The organism is Bartonella sp. MU70NMGDW, from assembly GCF_042194085.1.
In the GTDB taxonomy this organism is placed as follows: domain Bacteria; phylum Pseudomonadota; class Alphaproteobacteria; order Rhizobiales; family Rhizobiaceae; genus Bartonella; species Bartonella grahamii.
Genome location: NZ_JBHIMK010000032.1, coordinates 1 through 18,266, shown reverse-complemented (window position 1 = coordinate 18,266; position 18,266 = coordinate 1). Strand labels below are relative to the sequence as shown.

Genomic DNA, 18,266 nt, shown 5'->3' with positions numbered 1-18,266 from the left:
TTTAATTAACATATTGTTTTTATATTATATCTTTAAAAAAGAGAAATGCTTCATATAACATATTTATATTTTACTTTTTTGTTATATTGAATCTGAATTTAGAGATAATTTCAGAATTAGTTTTTTTAAAGATTCTTCCAAGCCATTACCCTTTTTCTGCAAATTTCTGATTATGATAATTTTTGTATTTTTTCAGTTATTTTTGTCAAAATTTAAGAACTCTCATTTAATAATAAAAAAAATCATAAAAACAAAGAATTCTCAAATATTTCTATTCAATCCACCTCTTCCCATTTTATAAAATAATCTGTTGTTAAACTGCAGTAAAGAAAGCGCTTCGATGCTATAATTTAGTTCATAAATTTTCTATTTAAAACTCTTTCATATTAAGTGAACAATGAAAATCAGACGTAATAAGATGTCAATTTGAATGCTGAAGAAGAAAAAACTGTCCCCCCCTTAAAATCTTCCTTAATAATGCGTTAATTTCCTGAATACCGCCTACTCTGATGTGCTAAAAGAGCAAAAGCAATCATCGATATCAGATTATCCTGCATACATATAGAGCTCACTTCGATACAAAAGCTCCAAATTACCTTGCACTTCATATTTCTTTGTCAATGCAACCAATTGCCGCAAATATTCTTCCCCATAGCAAGCAATAGCACGTTGCGCTTGCGTTGAAGAGCGGCTCATTCCAATAAAAGCTTCAGATGGGATCATCATCGTCCAATTGTGCGTATGGAAAAAAATCTTTTCTGGATCTACCCCAAAGCCATCACTCATTTCCTGTAAAAAATCAAAATTACGATAATACCGAGAATAGTTCGGACTCATTTTCTCTAACAATGTCTCATAAGCCTCTAGAAATTCACTATGCTTGAAATCACGATTATTTTGAATAACAGCCATGACACCATTGACTCGAAGTTGATCTGAAACAGAACAAAGCAACTTAGGACGATCCATCCACTGAAACGCTTGCGCTGCAATGACAAGATCGACCTCACCAATTTGAGGCAATAGGTCTTCGGCACGCCCCTGATACCACTGCACCGTAGGAAATTTTCTTCGCCCCTTCTTAATCATATCTGCCGATACATCGATAGCATGATATTGGTGCTCATTTCCTAAAAATTTAACAATTCCCTCTAATGCGATACCTGTCCCAGCCCCCACATCCACAATGGACAAATGCTTTTTGTTCTTAAAAGGATGGAGCATGGTTTTAAATAAAGTGAGGGGGTAGCGAAGACGATAACGATCATAATCATTAGCCAATCCATCAAACTTTTCACTTTGCCGTTGAACACTTTCTATCACAGGATTTTCCACCTCCTGCACAATTACTACCATACATAGTTAAAAAGCCCTTTTTTGTCCAATCTATTAAACATAACTTCTAAAGGAGAAAAATAAAAACTGCCCTTACCTTCTATCTTTCCATAAGATTGATGCTTACATTTTTCCCTTTTCCAATTGTTATCTACACGTTGTGAAACACAAAAAATACTACAAAAATAATATAATTTTCTGTAATAATAATTGATATGAATATTATTGATCTTTTATAAGATGACATCTATATTACCGCTATTATTTTAATATCAACAAGTCACTTAAGCGTTCCTAAAACGCATAGAGGTGTCAGTTTATTGATAAATATGCCTGTTGATAAAATTCAAAATACTTTCCAGCAAGAAGATAAACCCTATATAATACATAAAATATCTGTGGAGACATCTTTATGTTAAATGTACAAACTTCTTCAATGTTTAAAATATTAAAACAATTTTCAATCGTGATTTTTTTGGCATGGTTAGTGCCATTTTTAAGTGGGTGCGGATTTAATACGATACCAACAAATGAAGAAAAAGCACATGCAGCATGGAGTGAAGTGCTCAATCAATATCAACGTCGTACAGATCTCATCCCCAATCTTGTAGAAACAGTTAAAGCTTACGCAGCTCATGAACAAAGCGTTTTCACAAATGTAATTGAGGCACGTGCCAAAGCAACGCAAGTCAACATTAATGCAGATATGTTGAATAATCCAGAAGTTATGCAGCAATATCTCAAAAATCAAGCAAATTTATCAAGTGCCCTTTCGCGGCTTATGGCTGTTGTCGAAAACTATCCGGATCTTAAAGCAAACCAGAACTTTCTTGCTCTTCAATCACAATTAGAAGGAACAGAAAACCGAATTTCCGTTGCGCGCCGCGATTATATTGAAACAGTACGTGCTTACAATACTGCTCTCAAAACAATGCCGACGATGATTTGGGCAAAGCTATGGTTTCGTGATGCTAAACCTATGCCTACTTTTACCATCGATACTGATAGCCAACAAACACCAAAGGTTAATTTTAATTAATGAAAATATTTCAACACTCTATACAACGTCGTATTTTTCTACGTTTATGGGTTCCTTTGAGTATTCTATATTTGATCATTGCATTGGGGAATGTCACTTACGCACACACTAAGTTTCCTCCCTTAACCGGCTATATCAACGATATGGCTCATTTACTTGATCATGCAACACAAAGAAATTTAACGGAAAAGCTAGCTACACTCGAAGAGAAAACGGGAGATCAAATCGTTCTTGTGACGCTCCCTACTCTTTCGGGCAATGATATAGAGACATACAGCAATTCTCTTTTTCGTACATGGAGATTAGGTCAAAAACAAATCAATAACGGCATATTAATCGTCATTGCACCAAATGAACGCAAAGCACGTATTGAGGTAGGCTACGGTCTGGAAGGAGAACTAACAGATGCCATTTCCTCTGTCATTATTAATAGCTTCATGATTCCTAATTTTCGTGAAGGAAATTATCAAAAAGGAATTGTCGAATCCGTTCACGCAATTATCAAAGTGATCACACAAAGTGATGCTGATTTTTCTTTTCGAATCAATCAAAAAGCTAAAGCTGTTGAAGAACAACGCAAACAAGCTGAAAAAGAAGAAATGATTACAAATACAATCACGTTTCTCATTCTCTTTATAGTCATTTGTTTGCCCATTCTTGCTATGATTTTTGGTAAAAAAATAGGTCCACGAAAGTATCTTTGGCTGGGTATTGTCTTCACACCTTGGTTTTTAAACTTAAATGCGAGCGGTAGAGGTTCTGGTGGAATCTTTGGCGGACCTTCAGGGAGAGGAGGATTCAGAGGTGGTGGTGGATCATCAGGTGGTGGCGGTGCAACAGGAAGATGGTAAAACGAGCATAACGATTTTTTTAATAAAATTCATTGCACTTCTTATAAACTATCTCTTAATCCTGTTCTTTTTTTATTTTTCTGATTATAATACAAACTCAAACATCAAGATAAATATTACCAATGACATTTGAATTAAAACATACGGATCGTAATAACTTATCATATCATTTTAATGCAATTCTAGGAAATCCACCCGTTGAATGGAAGATAAGTAATCATCTAGTTGAGTATCCTGAAGCTCTGCGTTATATGCAAGAACGTGTAGAAAAAATTCTTGCAAAAACCGCGCATGAACAGGTTTGGCTTCTTGAGCACCCTTCCCTTTATACAGCAGGGACGAGTGCAAATAAAAAAGATCTTTTGGCGCCTAATTTATTCCCTGTTTATGAAGCAGGACGTGGAGGCGAATTCACATATCACGGTCCAGGGCAGCGTATTGCTTATATCATGCTTGATCTTAAACGCCGAAAACAAGACATTCGTGCTTTTATTAGTGCATTAGAAGAATGGATCATACAGATGCTTGCAAACTTTAATATTAAAGGCGAACGCAGAGAAGATCGAGTTGGTGTCTGGGTTAAACAGTCTCATTGCCCATCAAAACAAAATGATCTTTCTTCCGAAGATAAAATTGCAGCTATTGGCATTCGAGTGCGCAAATGGATAAGTTTTCATGGAGTTTCTATCAATGTTAATCCTAATTTAGCCCATTATTCAGGAATTGTTCCTTGTGGAATTAAAAACCACGGTGTAACAAGCTTTCTGGATCTAGGTTACCCTGTAACAATGCATGATATTGATATTGCTCTCAAACACGCCTTTGAACAAATTTTCGGTCCAACAATTGATGTTTCCTAAGTGCATTGATTTTTAAATAAAAAACAGGCATAAAATCGTTTTAATAAATATTTTATTTTATGAGGTAGATAGTTAAACGCTATGAGCGATAACAAAAAGGATCTTTTTAGTGTTTTAAATAAAGCCCCATCTCGGGTAAATACAAAAGAAAACACTCTGCAGTCTCCAATGAAATCAAAAGCGATGATTTCAAAAAAAAGCGCAAAAGATACGCAAGAAGATGACTATAATGCCCTCTCTATTCGAGTGCTTGAGGGTTTAGAGCCCGTACGTTTACGCCCTGGAATGTATATTGGTGGAACAGACAGTAAAGCGCTTCATCATTTATTTGCCGAAATTATTGATAACGCGATGGATGAAGCTGTTGCGGGTTATGCAGATTTTATTGAGGTCTCATTAGATAGGAACGGTTATATAACCGTTACAGATAATGGACGTGGTATTCCTGTCGAAAATCATCCTCAAATGCCTGAGAAATCTACTCTTGAAGTTATTATGACACAACTCCACTCAGGGGGAAAATTTGATGGAAAGGCTTATCAAACTGCAGGTGGACTTCATGGGGTAGGGATTTCTGTTGTCAATGCTCTTTCTGATGATATGGAAGTTGAAGTTGCACGAGAACGAAAACTTTACCGCCAACGTTTCTCACGCGGCATTCCTCAATCTGGATTGGAAGATCTGGGAGATGTTTATAATCGTCGTGGTACGCGCGTTCGTTTTCATCCTGATCGTGAAATTTTTGGTGAAAACGCAGCTTTTGATCCAGAAAAAATCTATAAGATGGCATGCTCCAAAGCTTATCTTTTTGGTGGCGTAAAAATTCGCTGGACTTGTGATCCCGTCATACTTGAAGGCGCAGAAAATATTCCTGAAAAAGCTGTTTTTCATTTCCCCAATGGGCTTAAAGACTATTTACTCTCGTCACTAAAAGATGAATATCGAGTAACATCAGAAATTTTTTCTGGCAAAACACAACAAAATAATGGCCATGGCTCCGTTGAATGGGCTATCGCTTGGCATGGTGGTGATTCTTGTGTGCAATCTTACTGCAATACGATTCCTACAGGAGAAGGCGGAACACACGAAATAGGATTACGTCAAGCTCTTTTGCGTGGATTGAAATCCTACGCTGAGTTAATAGGAAACAAGCGCGCAACAATTATTACGTCTGACGATATTATGATTTCAACAGCCGCAATACTTTCAGTCTTTATCAGTAACCCTGAATTTGTTGGACAAACAAAAGATCGATTAGCGACCATTGAAGCACAGCGTATCGTTGAGAATGCAATCCGCGATCCTTTTGATCATTGGTTAGCAAATTCCCCGCAAGAAGCAACAAAACTTCTCGATTGGGTTATTGAACGTGCTGAAGAACGTGTTAGACGACGCCAAGATAGAGAAATAAGTCGAAAAACTGCTGTCCGTAAATTACGTCTGCCCGGTAAACTTGCAGATTGTAGCCAGAACCATGCTGTGGGTGCTGAACTATTCATTGTTGAAGGGGATTCTGCAGGAGGATCTGCTAAACAAGCAAGAAATAGAGCAAACCAAGCAATTTTACCTCTTCGTGGTAAAATCTTAAATGTCGCCAGTGCTGCACATGAAAAAATGAACTCAAGCCAAACAATTAGCGATCTTATCCTTGCTCTTGGATGTGGAACACGCTCCAAGTATCGTGAAAAAGATCTCAGATATGAACGTATTATCATCATGACAGATGCTGATGTTGATGGTGCTCATATTGCGTCACTGCTCATTACCTTCTTCTTTCAAGAAATGCCTGACCTTATTCATCAGGGACATTTATATCTCGCCGTCCCTCCCCTTTATAGAATATCGCAAGGAGGAAAAGTTGCTTATGCTCGTGACGACATTCACAAGGATGAATTGCTCAAAACTGAATTTACTGGAAAAGCTAAAATCGAAATCGGGCGTTTTAAAGGGCTGGGTGAAATGCGCGCGGAACAACTTAAAGAAACGACTATGCATCCTCAAAAACGTACATTGCTTCGTGTTTCTATTGATGCCGTGGAAATGCAAGAAACGAAAAAGACTGTAGAAAGTCTCATGGGAACAAAACCAGAAGCACGATTTCGTTTCATACAAGAAAATTCTACTTTTGCTTCTAATCTAGACATCTAATGTAAAAAATATCCCTTTCAAACCACTGCGGCTGCGTCAATCACACGCAGTTGCGGATTGGTCGTTCCATTCCAATAATTCAAACTAAGATGACCAGCTAAATGAATCATTTCACCAATATTTTCAAAAAGAAAATCACCAAGAGATGTCCCTACAGCACGAAAAGCTATTCCTTGCAGTTTTTTTCCTTCAACATTAGATACAATGAGGCGAAGATGTCCTTTACCAACTTCAGATAGATTCACCAATCGATGAGAGGGAAGAACAAAAACAGGTGTTGCATTCCCTGTCCCAAATGGCCCTGCTTTTTCAAGCAACTCAAACAGCGCTTCATTAACACCAGAAGCAGAAAGAGAACCATCTATACTAAGAGACTTTTTAGCATGCAACTCAGAAACCCTTAAAGAAACTTTTTCTTCTAGCCATTTTCGAAAGATTTCAATTTTTGTTGATTGAATTGTAATTCCTGCGGCCATACTATGTCCCCCTCCCTTTTCTAATAAATTTAATGTAACAGCTTCACGAACGAGTGCTCCTAAATCTATACCATTAATTGAGCGTCCCGACCCTACGCCATTTCCATCTTCTTTCAAAGCAATAGCAAAAACAGGACAAAAAAAACGCTCTTTGAGACGGGAAGCAAGAATACCAATAATTCCCGGATGCCATTCTTTATGAGAAATTACAAGTGACAAGGGTATTTCTTGATCTTGATAAAGAGAAGCAATGTAAGATTCCGCTTGTGCTAATTGAATGTTCTCCATTTCTTGGCGTTCTTGATTAAGCTGATCTAATTGTTCTGCTATTCTGTCCGCTTCATCTTTATTCTCACAGCTAAGCAAACGTGCTCCCAAAGCTTGATCACCAATGCGCCCTCCTGCATTAATTCTAGGGCCTAACAAAAAACCTAAATGAAAACTATTAAGCGGCTCCCCTATTCGTGCAACCTTTGTTAAAGCTGTTATTCCTGGATTATGCATAGAACGAGCAACTTGAAGCCCTTTTATCACAAAAGCACGGTTAACCCCCTGTAATGGGACGACATCACATATGGTTGCCAATGCAACAAGATCAAGCAGACTTAAAAGATCAGGCAGCTGCCCTTGGAATTGTTTTTTCCGCAGTAAATGATGAACCCAAGCTAACGTAACAAAAACAACGCCCGCTGCACATAAATGCCCCTGTTTAGAAAAATCATCAGGGCGATTAGGATTGACAAGAGCAACGGCTTCTTGATGAATCTCTGACATTTGATGATGATCTAAAATCACAACATCAGCACCAGCAAGCCTCGCTGCTTTTACCGCATCTGGACTGTTTGCGCCACAATCAACAGTGATAATTAACCGAGCACCTTCTTGCACAAGCATCCTCATTGCTTGTTCATTCGGACCATAGCCTTCAACAATACGATCAGGAATATAAATTTTGACTTCAATACCAAAATAACGAAAAAAACGCGCTATGAGTGCCGAAGAACAAGCACCATCAACATCATAATCACCAAAAACAGCAACCTGTTCTTGATTGAGAAGAGCCTTAACAATGCGCTCTGCAGCGCATTGCATATCCCTAAAACTTTCCGGATCAGGCATAAGCGTACGTAATGTTGGATTAATAAAAGCAACAGCCTCAGCTTCATCCACATCTCTTGCTGAAAGTACTCGAGCTAACTGATCTGGAAAACCAAATTTTTGAGAAATAGCACGCGCATTATTTATCCCTTTGACATCAAGGGCATCTAACCAAGCTTGACCACAAGCAGAAGATTCAACATTGAGAAAGTAACGAGACCACTGCATTATTGCTCATTTTATAATGGAAAACGATAAAATACAATCATACGTTAAAGATAAAATAGTCTTTTGCAACATTCATTTTAAGTTTAAATTGTCCACAAACTTCTTTTAATGAGGTATTATAATACCTTTATCATAACATGTTGTTTTATAAAGTTTTTATTTTCTCTTGACGTCAATCAAAAGACATTATATCAGAGCAAGGTGTATGCGTTAAATATTTCGCTATGGTAACAATTTTCAACGCAAAACAGTAAAAATTCCCTTATATTAAAAGGGTTCTAATAAAGGATACTTCTATGGCAACTTTTTCACAAAAGCCAACTGAAGTGGTGAAAAAATGGGTTATTATTGACGCAGAAAACCTTGTTTTAGGTCGTCTTGCCACATTTGTTGCTAACCGCTTACGTGGCAAACATAAAGCTACATTTACTCCACATGTTGATGATGGTGACAACGTTATTGTCATTAATGCAGATAAAATAGCTCTCACTGGCAAAAAATATACGGATAAAAAATATTATTGGCATACCGGCTATATTGGTGGAATCAAACAACGTACAGCACGTCAACTTCTTGAGGGGCGTTTTCCCGAACGCGTTATTGAAAAAGCGGTAGAGCGCATGATTCCTCGTGGTCCCCTTGGTCGCCGTCAATTGAAGAATCTACGTGTTTACGCTGGAAGCCAACATCCACATGAAGCACAACAGCCTGAATCTCTTGACGTTGGTGCTTTAAACCGCAAAAACAAAAGGATTGCTTGATTATGGCTGAAATTAATTCTCTTTCTGAGCTTAGCATAGTAACAAGTATTACAGAAACACATGAAAATGTTGTTCCTGTCCACGTGCAAAAGCTTGATTCACAAGGACGTGCTTATGCAACAGGAAAGCGTAAAGACGCTGTTGCACGCGTATGGATTAAACCAGGTTCTGGAAAAATCACGATCAATAATAAGGAATTTGACAAATATTTTGCTCGTCCTGTTCTTAGAATGATTCTTCGTCAACCAATTGTTGCAACAAACAGGGATACCCAGTTTGATATTATTGCAACCGTTGCAGGTGGTGGTCTTTCCGGACAAGCCGGTGCAGTGCGCCATGGCATTTCCAAAGCTTTAACGTATTACGAACCAGAACTTCGCTCAATCTTGAAAAAAGGTGGTTTTCTTACCCGTGATAGTCGTGTTGTTGAACGTAAAAAATACGGTAAAGCAAAAGCACGTCGTTCTTTCCAATTCTCAAAGCGTTAATTTCATTTTTTGTACAATGCATAAAGCCTCGGACAAAAACGGGGCTTTTTTTAACTGCTAAAACAGACCTTTCGTAGAGACAAATTTATATCTGTTAGAAGAAAACAAGAATGCAAAACAACAGATTCTCCTTAAACAAGAACTAAAAAAGTAGATCAAAAAATATCTGTAATATAACTTTAGTTATCTCATAAGCTTTTCAATGTCTTTTTCTATCATTACTTAACAAGATTTAGTCCAAGAAATGCTTTACCATTGTGATAAAATGCGGGACAGAAATAGGTTTTGACATATATTCCTCACATCCACTGGCACGAATTCGCTCTTCATCCCCTTTCATAGCAAAGGCTGTTACAGCAACAACGGGAATCGATCTTAGTTCTTCATCTCCTTTTAATTGTTTAATAACATCTATTCCAGAGACCTCTGGCAACTGGATATCCACAAGGATAAGAGATGGCATTGATGAACGCGCCAAATCTAATGCCATAAGACCATTACGCGTTTCAACGGTTTCATAACCACTCGCTTCTACAAGATCACGGAATAACTTCATATTAAGCTCATTATCTTCCACGATCATGACTTTTTTTGACATTCGTATAACTCCACCCTTCTCAGATAAAATAGAGAAATAGAAATGAATCCACATTCTCTTTGCTTAAAATAAAATGATAAAAAAAATTGTAAACCACAAAGAGACTAGAAGCTTCCAATAAAAGCTTTTTACGCAAACATTTATAATACTCATCACTATGCTTTTTCATTTCATAAGAATGAAACCCACAAATAGTCGTAAGATTGTGATCCCCTGTATTTTTTGAGTTGATATGCAAAGTTCATGGATATCTCAATTAATACATTCGCATCATAAAAAAATATCAACCACAAACTTAGCTCAAATGTGTATTTTGAAGAGGGAAAAATTTAAGTAACCTTTAAAATAGCTGATTAGTTAAATTTAATGTGCCATATATTGCCTTACCCAAAAAAATATCTTAAGGATAAACTAATCAACATCATTAAGAGTAAAATATAACTAAACCATGATTAAATATCACGGTTTAGTTATATGAAATATTCAACAAAAGAATAATTCAAAGTTAATCAAGTACAATATCTTTTAATTCAAAGCCCATGCACTATGAGCAAAAGCATCGAATGTTCTTCCACCTGTCTCTCTGCTAGGACTCGGTGGCTTTCTAGTAAAGAAATATACAAGATATGCGATTAAACCAAAAATCGCTGCCTCCATCCCCATTAAACCCGCGACTTTTTGGACATTTTTCTCAGCCCCTTGTCCTCCAAATTGGCTAATAATCATATCAACAGCTTTAATAACTCTATTTTCCTGTGTCATTACAGAAATGAAACCAGCATTTTGAAATCTACCATTTAAAGAATCGGCATTGGCTCCTAAAACCTGTGAAAAGAAAATAGCGACTGCAACCACACATACTATACAATGCTTAAATATTTTCATCATAACCACCTATTACAATGTTTAATAAAATAAATTTTTCTTTACCACCCCCTCTAAATATAAAACATTACATCATCTATCGATAACGTATATTTATATTCTTATAATAAAAATATAATACAAAACTTTAATTAATAATTTTATTTTAATTGCTATTTTTATATTATATTATATCCGTTACATATTTATCTTAAGTTTGTCAATTATTTTATTTGTGTTTTTATATTATACAATTTAATGCTAAAATGTATTAAATTAGAATTATTTTATTGTTTTTATTATAATTTTAGCTTTATTATGATAAATATTATTATATTATTACATTATAAAAATATTAATGTGTTGTTTTTTAGTTACACATATTGTTTTTATTTTTTGTATAGTACAGTAAGATAAATATTTTTAAAATTTACAAAAAACAAAAAAATACTTTATTGAAATATTCTGATAAAATTATTTTGCATTATTATAAATTGAGAAGAAATAGCTGTCCCAGTAAAAAAATAGCGTAAACTCCAGCTTAGCTCTTTGATTGAAAAAGCTAAATCAGATACAATAAGAGATAACTTTTGGTGAACGCGCCAAATCTAATGCCATAAGGACATTACACATTTCAATGATTTCACAGCCACTCGTTTCTACAAGAACGCGGAATAATTTTAATAAAGTTCATTGTCTTCCACGATTATAACTTTCTGACTTTTATATCATCCCCCTAATCCATTAAATTTACGCATTGTTTTCTTATAACTTATGAAAGTCATGGCAATAAAAAGAAAAGCGCTCAACAGAAGATATCCAATATTCCATTCGCCTTTACCAAATAACAGTGAAACGGGCAAAGAAGCAGAAAAAGCCATAGGAAGCATAAACAAAAGCCATTTTACGATGCTTAAAGGATAAATGCCTATTGGTACAAATGACAGCTCGTAAATCATTTCATGAAAATATTCGACAGGCATCTTACGGCTAATAATAAATGTTACAAAATTAAACATCATGAAAAAACAAATATTGACGATAAAAACACAAAATATTGCAACAATAAAAGAGATCCATCTTAGCTTAAGATCGGATATATTCGGTAATGATACAAATAAATAGGCACTAACATAAAGAACAAAGAGCTTGATCAGATTAAGAGGTTTACACCAACCAAACAACATCAACAACCAAATTGAAACGGGCTTTATCAAGTATGGTTCAATTTTACCATCCGCTACTTTTTCAAAAAACGTTTCAATAGAATTAGTAAAAATATTCAAAAATATTCCAAGTAAAACAAAGACAACAAAGATAAAATGGATTTCATCTCTGCTATAGTTACCGATCTTTCCTGAAAAAGAAGATATTCTATCAATAAATATGAATTGAATAAAATAATAGCATAGAGAAAGAATAAACTCCCCAGCCAAATTCTTACCATAAACAATCTGTCGGCGGATATTCAAACTGATAAAATGAAGGATTATTTTCATCTCAACCACCCGCTCCATTATATGCTTTCATCCCTTTATTCCAAGCAATATAAATTAAGAATAAAAAACACAAAATATAAGTAAAACTTCCGAAAATAAACTGCTGAAACAACGCTAAATTTTGCGTCGCAAAAAACTCGGCAGGAGCTGAGATCACGAAACGATAAGGATTAAATTGCATAAGCGGAATAAGCCACACCGGCCAAAAAGATGGTGGTAAAAGAACACCCCCAAGAAGCGCTGAACTAAGAATACTGAAAGAGAGTAATATATTGTACTCAATCACCCAAAAGCTTAATAAGGCAATTCCAAAAGAGATTAAAAAACAAAGCAATTGTGATAGAATAACAATGAGAAAAAAGAATAGAAAAGCGATGACCAATCCCAGAATGTTTTCATAGGATGAAACAAGCTTAACAACAAAAAGAGCCAATAACGGGATGCTATATAATACACTCTCCCCTAAAAAAGTAAAAAGCATTTGTGTCATATAACTGAAGGGCTTTGTAAGATATACTTCTAATTGACCTTCTTTAACATGATGAGAGAAAAACTTAATCACATTATAACCATTATTTAAGCGTCCTAGGACTAAAGCAAAAGCATAATAATACATCATATCATGAAAGCTAAAGCCATTTATGGTGTTGCCCGTATCAGAGAAAAGTGCATTCCATAATAGAAGTTGAATAACAAATGGCGAAAGTGTCCCAATGATAATATCGGTAAAAAACATTGCTCTATCACTTAGAACAGTGAGTAATCCATTCTTGGCAAAAAGAAACATGCCAAAGCAGTGGTTAGATAAATTCTTTAAATTTAACACGGAGCATCTCTTCAAGCGAGGGAGTGGATACAGAGAACGTACAGTTCAGTGCGGTTGTAATTTCGTGTACAAAACGTGCAAAATCCTCACGAGGCAGCGAAATCTCCAGCGAGCATTCTTCAGTGTTAAAGTGCTTATCCTTTAAAGGAGTAGATAATTTCAACGCAATCTCATCAATTTTTTCTACAACAGTTGAAGGTGCAGCCAAGTGTTCACAAAAAAGTGTCATTCTCACCAAAGAAGGAATGACATTTTTAAGCGCCTGAAGATTGCCATGAAACTGTTTCTTTCCCTTATGCAGGAGAATAATATCATCGACGTATCCATCAATATCTCCCATATCATGACTCGTGATGATATACCCAGTGCCGCGCTCCCTTTTCAGTTTTTTAAGAAGCTCCCTGATTTCATGCTTAGATGTAATATCAAGACCAATACTTGGCTCATCGAGAAACAACAGTTTAGGTCTAAAGGAGAGATTAAATGCCAATTCACTTTTCACTCTCTCACCCAGACTAAGCATCCGCACTGGCTTATCCATAATATGCTCAAGACCCAGCAACTCAGTGATCTCTTTAAGATCACGAGTAAAAGAAGCGCGTTCAAGACCATATAATGGTTGAACCATATCCAGACTGTAGCGTAAAGGTAAATCCCACCACAAACAATTCTTGTGACCAAAGACCACACCCAAAGACTTGAATAGATCTTTCTTCGCTTTATAAGGATCAACACCAAGGACTTTAATACATCCCTCATCAGCATGTTGTATACCAGAAAGTATTTTAATCAGTGTCGATTTACCCGCTCCGTTAGGGCCAAGAATTGCTAATGATTGCCCTAAAAAGAGAGTGAAACTCATATCTTTTAACACATGATGATTTGTATAAACCGGCTTGAAGAGAGAAACCACCTTGTTTTTAAAACCAATTCCTCTGTCAATGTTGCGATATATTTTTGAGACGTTATTAACGTCAATCAATAATGATCCCATCCGTCACTCCTAATTTCAACTTATCTCCCCTTTAAATGTTCCCATAATAACTATCTGTTTTTGTTCACTAGAAAAAACAAAAGTGTTCAAGCCCTCCCTAGAGCAATAAAACGCACCTGACGTTTTATCTCCAATTTTTCGTATAGATATTTTTCAATGTGATGAGTTCACTTCAATGAAGCATTAAGATACTAAAAACTTATTTCTTCTTTTATGAAAGATAATCTTTTGAATAAACTAAGTAAGTAGAAAAATAATTGCTCATTGAAAGGAGAACTTTTCTCATAAACCTTCATTGTATAAGCAAAGATACAAAGCATAAATCTATACTATAAGCCTATCAAATCACTTTGATAACAGAACAAACTTCCTTGACAACAGGAATTTTTTGAGAGGCTACTTTTCCTCAGCATTACTATAAAATGCCTCAATTATCTCCCATGAAAAAATTAAAATCGCCTTCACTATTTTAGTAAATATCTTTCAGATTTTATCTAACTCATCTCCCTCAACAGACACGCCTCCCCAATATATGACCTCTATAGATAATTCAAAGGAGCAGCTTCACCAGCTCAGATTATTAAACGACACACCATATCCAAAAATAACAATACAATCTATATGGATAAAGAGCTGTAGAAAAAAAACTTATGATATTCGAAAATTTCATCACTCAAAAACACAATTTTCTCATAGCAATTTACTTATCAAAAACTTTCTTCAAATGATGCCCTATTCATCTTATCAAATTTATAGACAAAATTTATATCAATCAAAAAGAACAAATGAAGTTTGTTTAGTCGGTTTCAGCATCACTCTCATTAAAAGACAAAAGATTAAAACTTTGGACCATATGAGGTGGTAAAGGTGCAACAATGTCCAATATTCCTCCTGAAGGATGAGGAATACGAATACGACGTGCATGAAGATGAAGACGATTTTGAATTCCTCCTGGTAATGTCCAATTACTATCAGAAAAAAAATACTTTGTATCGCCAATGATAGGATGATCCATATGGGCAGCATGCACACGAAGCTGATGTGTTCTTCCTGTATAGGGTTCCATTTCAAGCCACGAAAGAGCCCGCCCTCTCGTATCTAAAACGCGATAGTAGGAAACCGCATGATGCGAATCTGGCTCCCCATGTTCACAAACACGCATTTTGTCACCTTGTGCAGTCATTTCCTTAACCATCCACGTTGAAATTTTGTCCTGCTTTTTTTTAGGCACGCCCCGAACCAACGCCCAATAAGTCTTTTTTGTTTCTCGCGCTCTAAAAGCAGCTGTTAAGGACTGAGCAGCTCCCCTTGATCGCGCAACAATAAGCACCCCCGACGTCTCACGATCAAGACGATGAACCAAACGCGGCTTTTCACCTTTTTTATTGCGCCATACCTCAAGCATACTATCCATATGACGTGTTAAACCAGAGCCTCCTTGTACAGCCAACCCAGCGGGTTTATTAAAAACAAATACCTTTGGATCTTCATAAAGCAGCATTTTTTTCAAAACGGTCCCATCATCCTGCCCACGAAGTGTTTTATCCGTTATTGAAAGATTTTCCTTGTCATTAATAGGGAGAGGTGGAATACGAACAGCTTGCCCCATACAAAGACGCGTATCAGCTTTAACACGTCCACCATCAACCCGTATCTGACCAGAACGCAACAATTTTTGCAAAGCTCCAAAACCAAGCCCAGGGTAATGCACTTTAAACCAGCGGTCCAAGCGCATTCCATTTTCATCTGCCTCAACTTTTTTTATTTCTACGCCTGCCATGAAAATTCCCTTACCTGATAATTTTCTCTGCCCAATATTTTTTACCTGATAATTTTATTGATCTATTTTTGCGCCTTTATAAACACAAAAATTGATATTTTAGTTGGCTTTATCACACCATATTACAGTTAGTATCCAAAATTGCCTTTTCTTAACGTCCAAATTTTATTAGCTAAAAACTAAGCGTAGTAAAAATCAACAACCTTTACGCTTAATAGCGAATGGAGATAATTAACCGTGTCCTTATTCAAAACCTATGCACGTGTTCTCACTTACCTAAATAGAGAAAAAAATGCATCCCTTTTAATCTGTACCGCTAATGTTATGTTAGCTATTATCACTATTGCAGAACCTATTTTATTCGGACGTGTTATTGATTCTATTTCAGAAAAATCAGCTATCATTCCTACTCTTACCCTTTGGGTTTGTTTTGGACTTTCACATATTATTGCTTATGTCCTTGTTGCTCGCGGTGCTGACCGCTTAGCCCATAGACGCCGCTTAACGGTTTTAACGGAATCTTTCGAACGTATCATTGCCATGCCTTTAATTTGGCATCAACAACGCGGAACTTCCAACGCACTCCATACACTTTTGCGCGCAATAGATTCCATGTCAACCATATGGCTTGATTTTATGCGCCAACACCTCTCAACGCTTGTCGCTTTATTGGTTCTCATCCCCATAGCGTTTAATATGAATTGGCGTCTTTCAATAGTCTTGGTTGTGCTTGCCATCATCTACGTATTAATTGCACGTTTAGTGATGCGAAAAACAAAAGACGGACAAGCCGCTGTAGAATGCTACCACCACAACCTTTTTAAACATGTCAGTGATTCAATCTCTAATGTTTCCATTGTACAAAGTTATAACCGAATAAAAGAAGAAACTTCTATACTGCATCAACATACAAATGCTCTGCTTAAAGCACAAAATCCTGTTCTTAATTGGTGGGCGCTTGCCAGTGGCTTAAATCGAATGGCTTCAACAATTTCAATCGTTTGTGTTCTTCTCCTTGGAGCTTTTTTTGTTGCAAAAGGTCAATTACGAGTAGGTGAAATCGTTGCTTTTGTTGGATTTGCACAACTCATGATTAGTCGTCTAGACCAAATGAGCAATTTTATTAATTGTGCAATATCCTCACAAGCAAAACTGCAAGAATTTTTTGAAATGGAAGACTCAACCTTTCATATCAACGAACCACAAAATCTTCCTTCCCTCCAAAATGTTAAAGGCGCCATACAATTTCATCACGTGACCTATAAATTTCCAAATTCTTCTCAAGGCGTTTTTGATATTTCCTTTGAGGTTAAAGCAGGACAAACTGTTGCGATTGTAGGACCAACAGGGGCTGGGAAGACAACATTGATCAATCTGTTGCAGCGCGTATACGACCCTGCCTTTGGGCATATCTCCATTGATGGAATAAATATATGCTCGATCAATCGCGAATCTTTACGCAAATCTCTAGCAACGGTATTTCAAGACTCGGGTCTTTTCAACCGTACTATTCATGACAATATTTCAATAGGAAAAGCGAGCGCAACAAATGAAGAACTTTATGAAGCAGCAAAAATAGCAGAAGCTCACGATTTTATTCTAAAAAAAGCTGATTGTTATAACACAATGGTGGGCGAACGAGGATCTCAATTATCAGGTGGAGAAAAACAGCGACTAGCAATTGCACGCGCTGTTTTAAAAAATGCCCCTATTCTCATTCTAGATGAAGCAACAAGCGCTCTTGATGTTGAAACAGAAGCACGTGTCAAAGATGCTCTGGATTCAATACGCCATAACCGCACTACTTTTATTATAGCACATCGCCTCTCAACAGTACGCAATGCTGATGTGATACTCTTTCTGGAACATGGTTACTTAATGGAAAAAGGAAACTTTCAAGAATTGATCGATAAAGGAGGACGTTTCTCTAATTTTTTAAAGGCAAGTGGTTTAACAATCAAACAACCAGAAAGAGAAGGAGAAAATGTTATCCCCTTACATGAAGCCATAGCTTCATAAAAACGATACTCTTCATAGATCTTATGCAAAAAATCCTCCTCAATATAATAAGAGTGCTTATATGATACAAGTAAAAAGATTTCTAAAAATGCCACAATCCATCTTAGGTATTTAAAACAAATATTAAAACAGTTTAGTATTTTCTCTGCTATTGTAATTTTACTAGATTGGAACAAAAATATTTTCCTATATCTGTGCATATTGACGAGTATACATTCTCATTTAGGGAAAATATAAAGATATAAAGGTAAAAACAATTTCCAGTTTTACCCTCTTCTTTCAACTCAGCTTTACGAATTTCAAAAGGAACTAAAGCAATATCTTTTTAATAATGAATATTATTGTATTGCTTTGCACTTTTGTTTATCTTGTTCTTTATAGTCCTCTCATAAAGAACAGAAC

General features: G+C 36.1%; 15 protein-coding genes. 7 read left to right on the top strand and 8 right to left on the bottom strand.

Annotation, left to right across the window (positions count from 1 at the left end; translation table 11 throughout):
- Positions 1–546: 546 nt before the first annotated feature.
- A complete protein-coding gene (locus ACFIKE_RS04770; RefSeq protein WP_375648515.1) occupies positions 547–1,356 on the bottom strand; it encodes a class I SAM-dependent methyltransferase in 810 nt (269 codons plus the stop codon).
- 391 nt (positions 1,357–1,747) lie between these two features.
- On the opposite strand from ACFIKE_RS04770, the gene ACFIKE_RS04765 reads away from it, so the two are divergent.
- From ACFIKE_RS04765 to parE, 4 genes are all read left to right on the top strand, one after another.
- On the top strand, positions 1,748–2,374 hold the full coding sequence (locus ACFIKE_RS04765) for a LemA family protein (protein ID WP_015856539.1): 627 nt from the start codon (positions 1,748–1,750) through the stop codon (positions 2,372–2,374).
- On the top strand, positions 2,374–3,225 hold the full coding sequence (locus ACFIKE_RS04760) for a TPM domain-containing protein (protein ID WP_375626970.1): 852 nt from the start codon (positions 2,374–2,376) through the stop codon (positions 3,223–3,225). Before ACFIKE_RS04765 ends, ACFIKE_RS04760 begins: the two co-directional genes overlap by 1 nt.
- Positions 3,226–3,347: 122 nt before the next feature.
- Positions 3,348–4,085: a lipoyl(octanoyl) transferase LipB gene (gene lipB, locus ACFIKE_RS04755; protein WP_375626017.1), complete on the top strand. Its 738-nt coding sequence runs from the start codon at positions 3,348–3,350 to the stop codon at positions 4,083–4,085.
- A gap of 81 nt (positions 4,086–4,166) precedes the next feature.
- Positions 4,167–6,233, top strand: a complete 2,067-nt coding sequence (parE, locus tag ACFIKE_RS04750) for a DNA topoisomerase IV subunit B (RefSeq protein ID WP_375626972.1) — start codon at positions 4,167–4,169, stop codon at positions 6,231–6,233.
- A gap of 17 nt (positions 6,234–6,250) precedes the next feature.
- On the opposite strand, the gene recJ is transcribed toward parE, so the two are convergent.
- Positions 6,251–8,035: a single-stranded-DNA-specific exonuclease RecJ gene (gene recJ / locus ACFIKE_RS04745; RefSeq protein ID WP_375626021.1), complete on the bottom strand. Its 1,785-nt coding sequence runs from the start codon at positions 8,033–8,035 to the stop codon at positions 6,251–6,253.
- Positions 8,036–8,331: 296 nt separating this feature from the next.
- Between recJ and rplM the strand changes: the two genes are divergently transcribed.
- Positions 8,332–8,796 carry a 50S ribosomal protein L13 gene (gene rplM, locus ACFIKE_RS04740; RefSeq protein ID WP_015856544.1) on the top strand — a complete coding sequence of 155 codons (465 nt, stop codon included), beginning with the start codon at positions 8,332–8,334 and terminating at the stop codon, positions 8,794–8,796.
- A 2-nt stretch (positions 8,797–8,798) separates the two neighbouring features.
- On the top strand, positions 8,799–9,284 hold the full coding sequence (rpsI, locus tag ACFIKE_RS04735; protein WP_015856545.1) for a 30S ribosomal protein S9: 486 nt from the start codon (positions 8,799–8,801) through the stop codon (positions 9,282–9,284).
- Between the two features lie 232 nt (positions 9,285–9,516).
- Here the strand turns inward: rpsI and ACFIKE_RS04730 are convergent, their stop codons facing one another.
- The 6 genes from ACFIKE_RS04730 to ACFIKE_RS04705 all read right to left on the bottom strand — a co-directional run bounded on the left by ACFIKE_RS04730 (position 9,517) and on the right by ACFIKE_RS04705 (position 15,845).
- Entirely contained in the window at positions 9,517–9,882 is a 366-nt protein-coding gene (locus ACFIKE_RS04730) for a response regulator (protein WP_375626023.1), read from the bottom strand.
- 525 nt (positions 9,883–10,407) lie between these two features.
- Positions 10,408–10,767 (bottom strand): hypothetical protein, encoded by a 360-nt coding sequence (locus ACFIKE_RS04725; protein WP_375626025.1) that lies wholly within the window; start codon positions 10,765–10,767, stop codon positions 10,408–10,410.
- A 707-nt stretch (positions 10,768–11,474) separates the two neighbouring features.
- Positions 11,475–12,263 carry an ABC-2 family transporter protein gene (locus ACFIKE_RS04720; protein WP_375648514.1) on the bottom strand — a complete coding sequence of 263 codons (789 nt, stop codon included), beginning with the start codon at positions 12,261–12,263 and terminating at the stop codon, positions 11,475–11,477.
- Complete coding sequence (locus tag ACFIKE_RS04715; RefSeq protein WP_375648513.1) at positions 12,247–13,071, bottom strand: ABC-2 family transporter protein; 825 nt, start codon at positions 13,069–13,071, stop codon at positions 12,247–12,249. Before ACFIKE_RS04715 ends, ACFIKE_RS04720 begins: the two co-directional genes overlap by 17 nt.
- The gene (locus ACFIKE_RS04710) at positions 13,046–14,065 is read right to left on the bottom strand and encodes an ATP-binding cassette domain-containing protein (protein ID WP_375648512.1); all 1,020 of its coding nucleotides are present in this window, start codon (positions 14,063–14,065) and stop codon (positions 13,046–13,048) included. Before ACFIKE_RS04710 ends, ACFIKE_RS04715 begins: the two co-directional genes overlap by 26 nt.
- Positions 14,066–14,861: 796 nt before the next feature.
- The gene (locus ACFIKE_RS04705; protein WP_375648511.1) at positions 14,862–15,845 is read right to left on the bottom strand and encodes an RluA family pseudouridine synthase; all 984 of its coding nucleotides are present in this window, start codon (positions 15,843–15,845) and stop codon (positions 14,862–14,864) included.
- 237 nt (positions 15,846–16,082) lie between these two features.
- Here ACFIKE_RS04705 and ACFIKE_RS04700 point away from each other — a divergent pair, with 237 nt between their 5' ends.
- Positions 16,083–17,864: a glucan ABC transporter ATP-binding protein/ permease gene (locus ACFIKE_RS04700; protein ID WP_375648510.1), complete on the top strand. Its 1,782-nt coding sequence runs from the start codon at positions 16,083–16,085 to the stop codon at positions 17,862–17,864.
- The last annotated feature ends 402 nt before the right edge of the window (positions 17,865–18,266 follow it).

Bases quoted from the DNA above. Each gene is read 5' to 3' on its own strand.
- ACFIKE_RS04770 (WP_375648515.1), bottom strand. From the start codon at position 1,356: ATGGTAGTAATTGTGCAGGAGGTGGAAAATCCTGTGATAGAAAGTGTT.
- ACFIKE_RS04765 (WP_015856539.1), top strand. From the start codon at position 1,748: ATGTTAAATGTACAAACTTCTTCAATGTTTAAAATATTAAAACAATTT.
- ACFIKE_RS04760 (WP_375626970.1), top strand. From the start codon at position 2,374: ATGAAAATATTTCAACACTCTATACAACGTCGTATTTTTCTACGTTTA.
- lipB (WP_375626017.1), top strand. From the start codon at position 3,348: ATGACATTTGAATTAAAACATACGGATCGTAATAACTTATCATATCAT.
- parE (WP_375626972.1), top strand. From the start codon at position 4,167: ATGAGCGATAACAAAAAGGATCTTTTTAGTGTTTTAAATAAAGCCCCA.
- recJ (WP_375626021.1), bottom strand. From the start codon at position 8,035: ATGCAGTGGTCTCGTTACTTTCTCAATGTTGAATCTTCTGCTTGTGGT.
- rplM (WP_015856544.1), top strand. From the start codon at position 8,332: ATGGCAACTTTTTCACAAAAGCCAACTGAAGTGGTGAAAAAATGGGTT.
- rpsI (WP_015856545.1), top strand. From the start codon at position 8,799: ATGGCTGAAATTAATTCTCTTTCTGAGCTTAGCATAGTAACAAGTATT.
- ACFIKE_RS04730 (WP_375626023.1), bottom strand. From the start codon at position 9,882: ATGTCAAAAAAAGTCATGATCGTGGAAGATAATGAGCTTAATATGAAG.
- ACFIKE_RS04725 (WP_375626025.1), bottom strand. From the start codon at position 10,767: ATGAAAATATTTAAGCATTGTATAGTATGTGTGGTTGCAGTCGCTATT.
- ACFIKE_RS04720 (WP_375648514.1), bottom strand. From the start codon at position 12,263: ATGGAGCGGGTGGTTGAGATGAAAATAATCCTTCATTTTATCAGTTTG.
- ACFIKE_RS04710 (WP_375648512.1), bottom strand. From the start codon at position 14,065: ATGGGATCATTATTGATTGACGTTAATAACGTCTCAAAAATATATCGC.
- ACFIKE_RS04705 (WP_375648511.1), bottom strand. From the start codon at position 15,845: ATGGCAGGCGTAGAAATAAAAAAAGTTGAGGCAGATGAAAATGGAATG.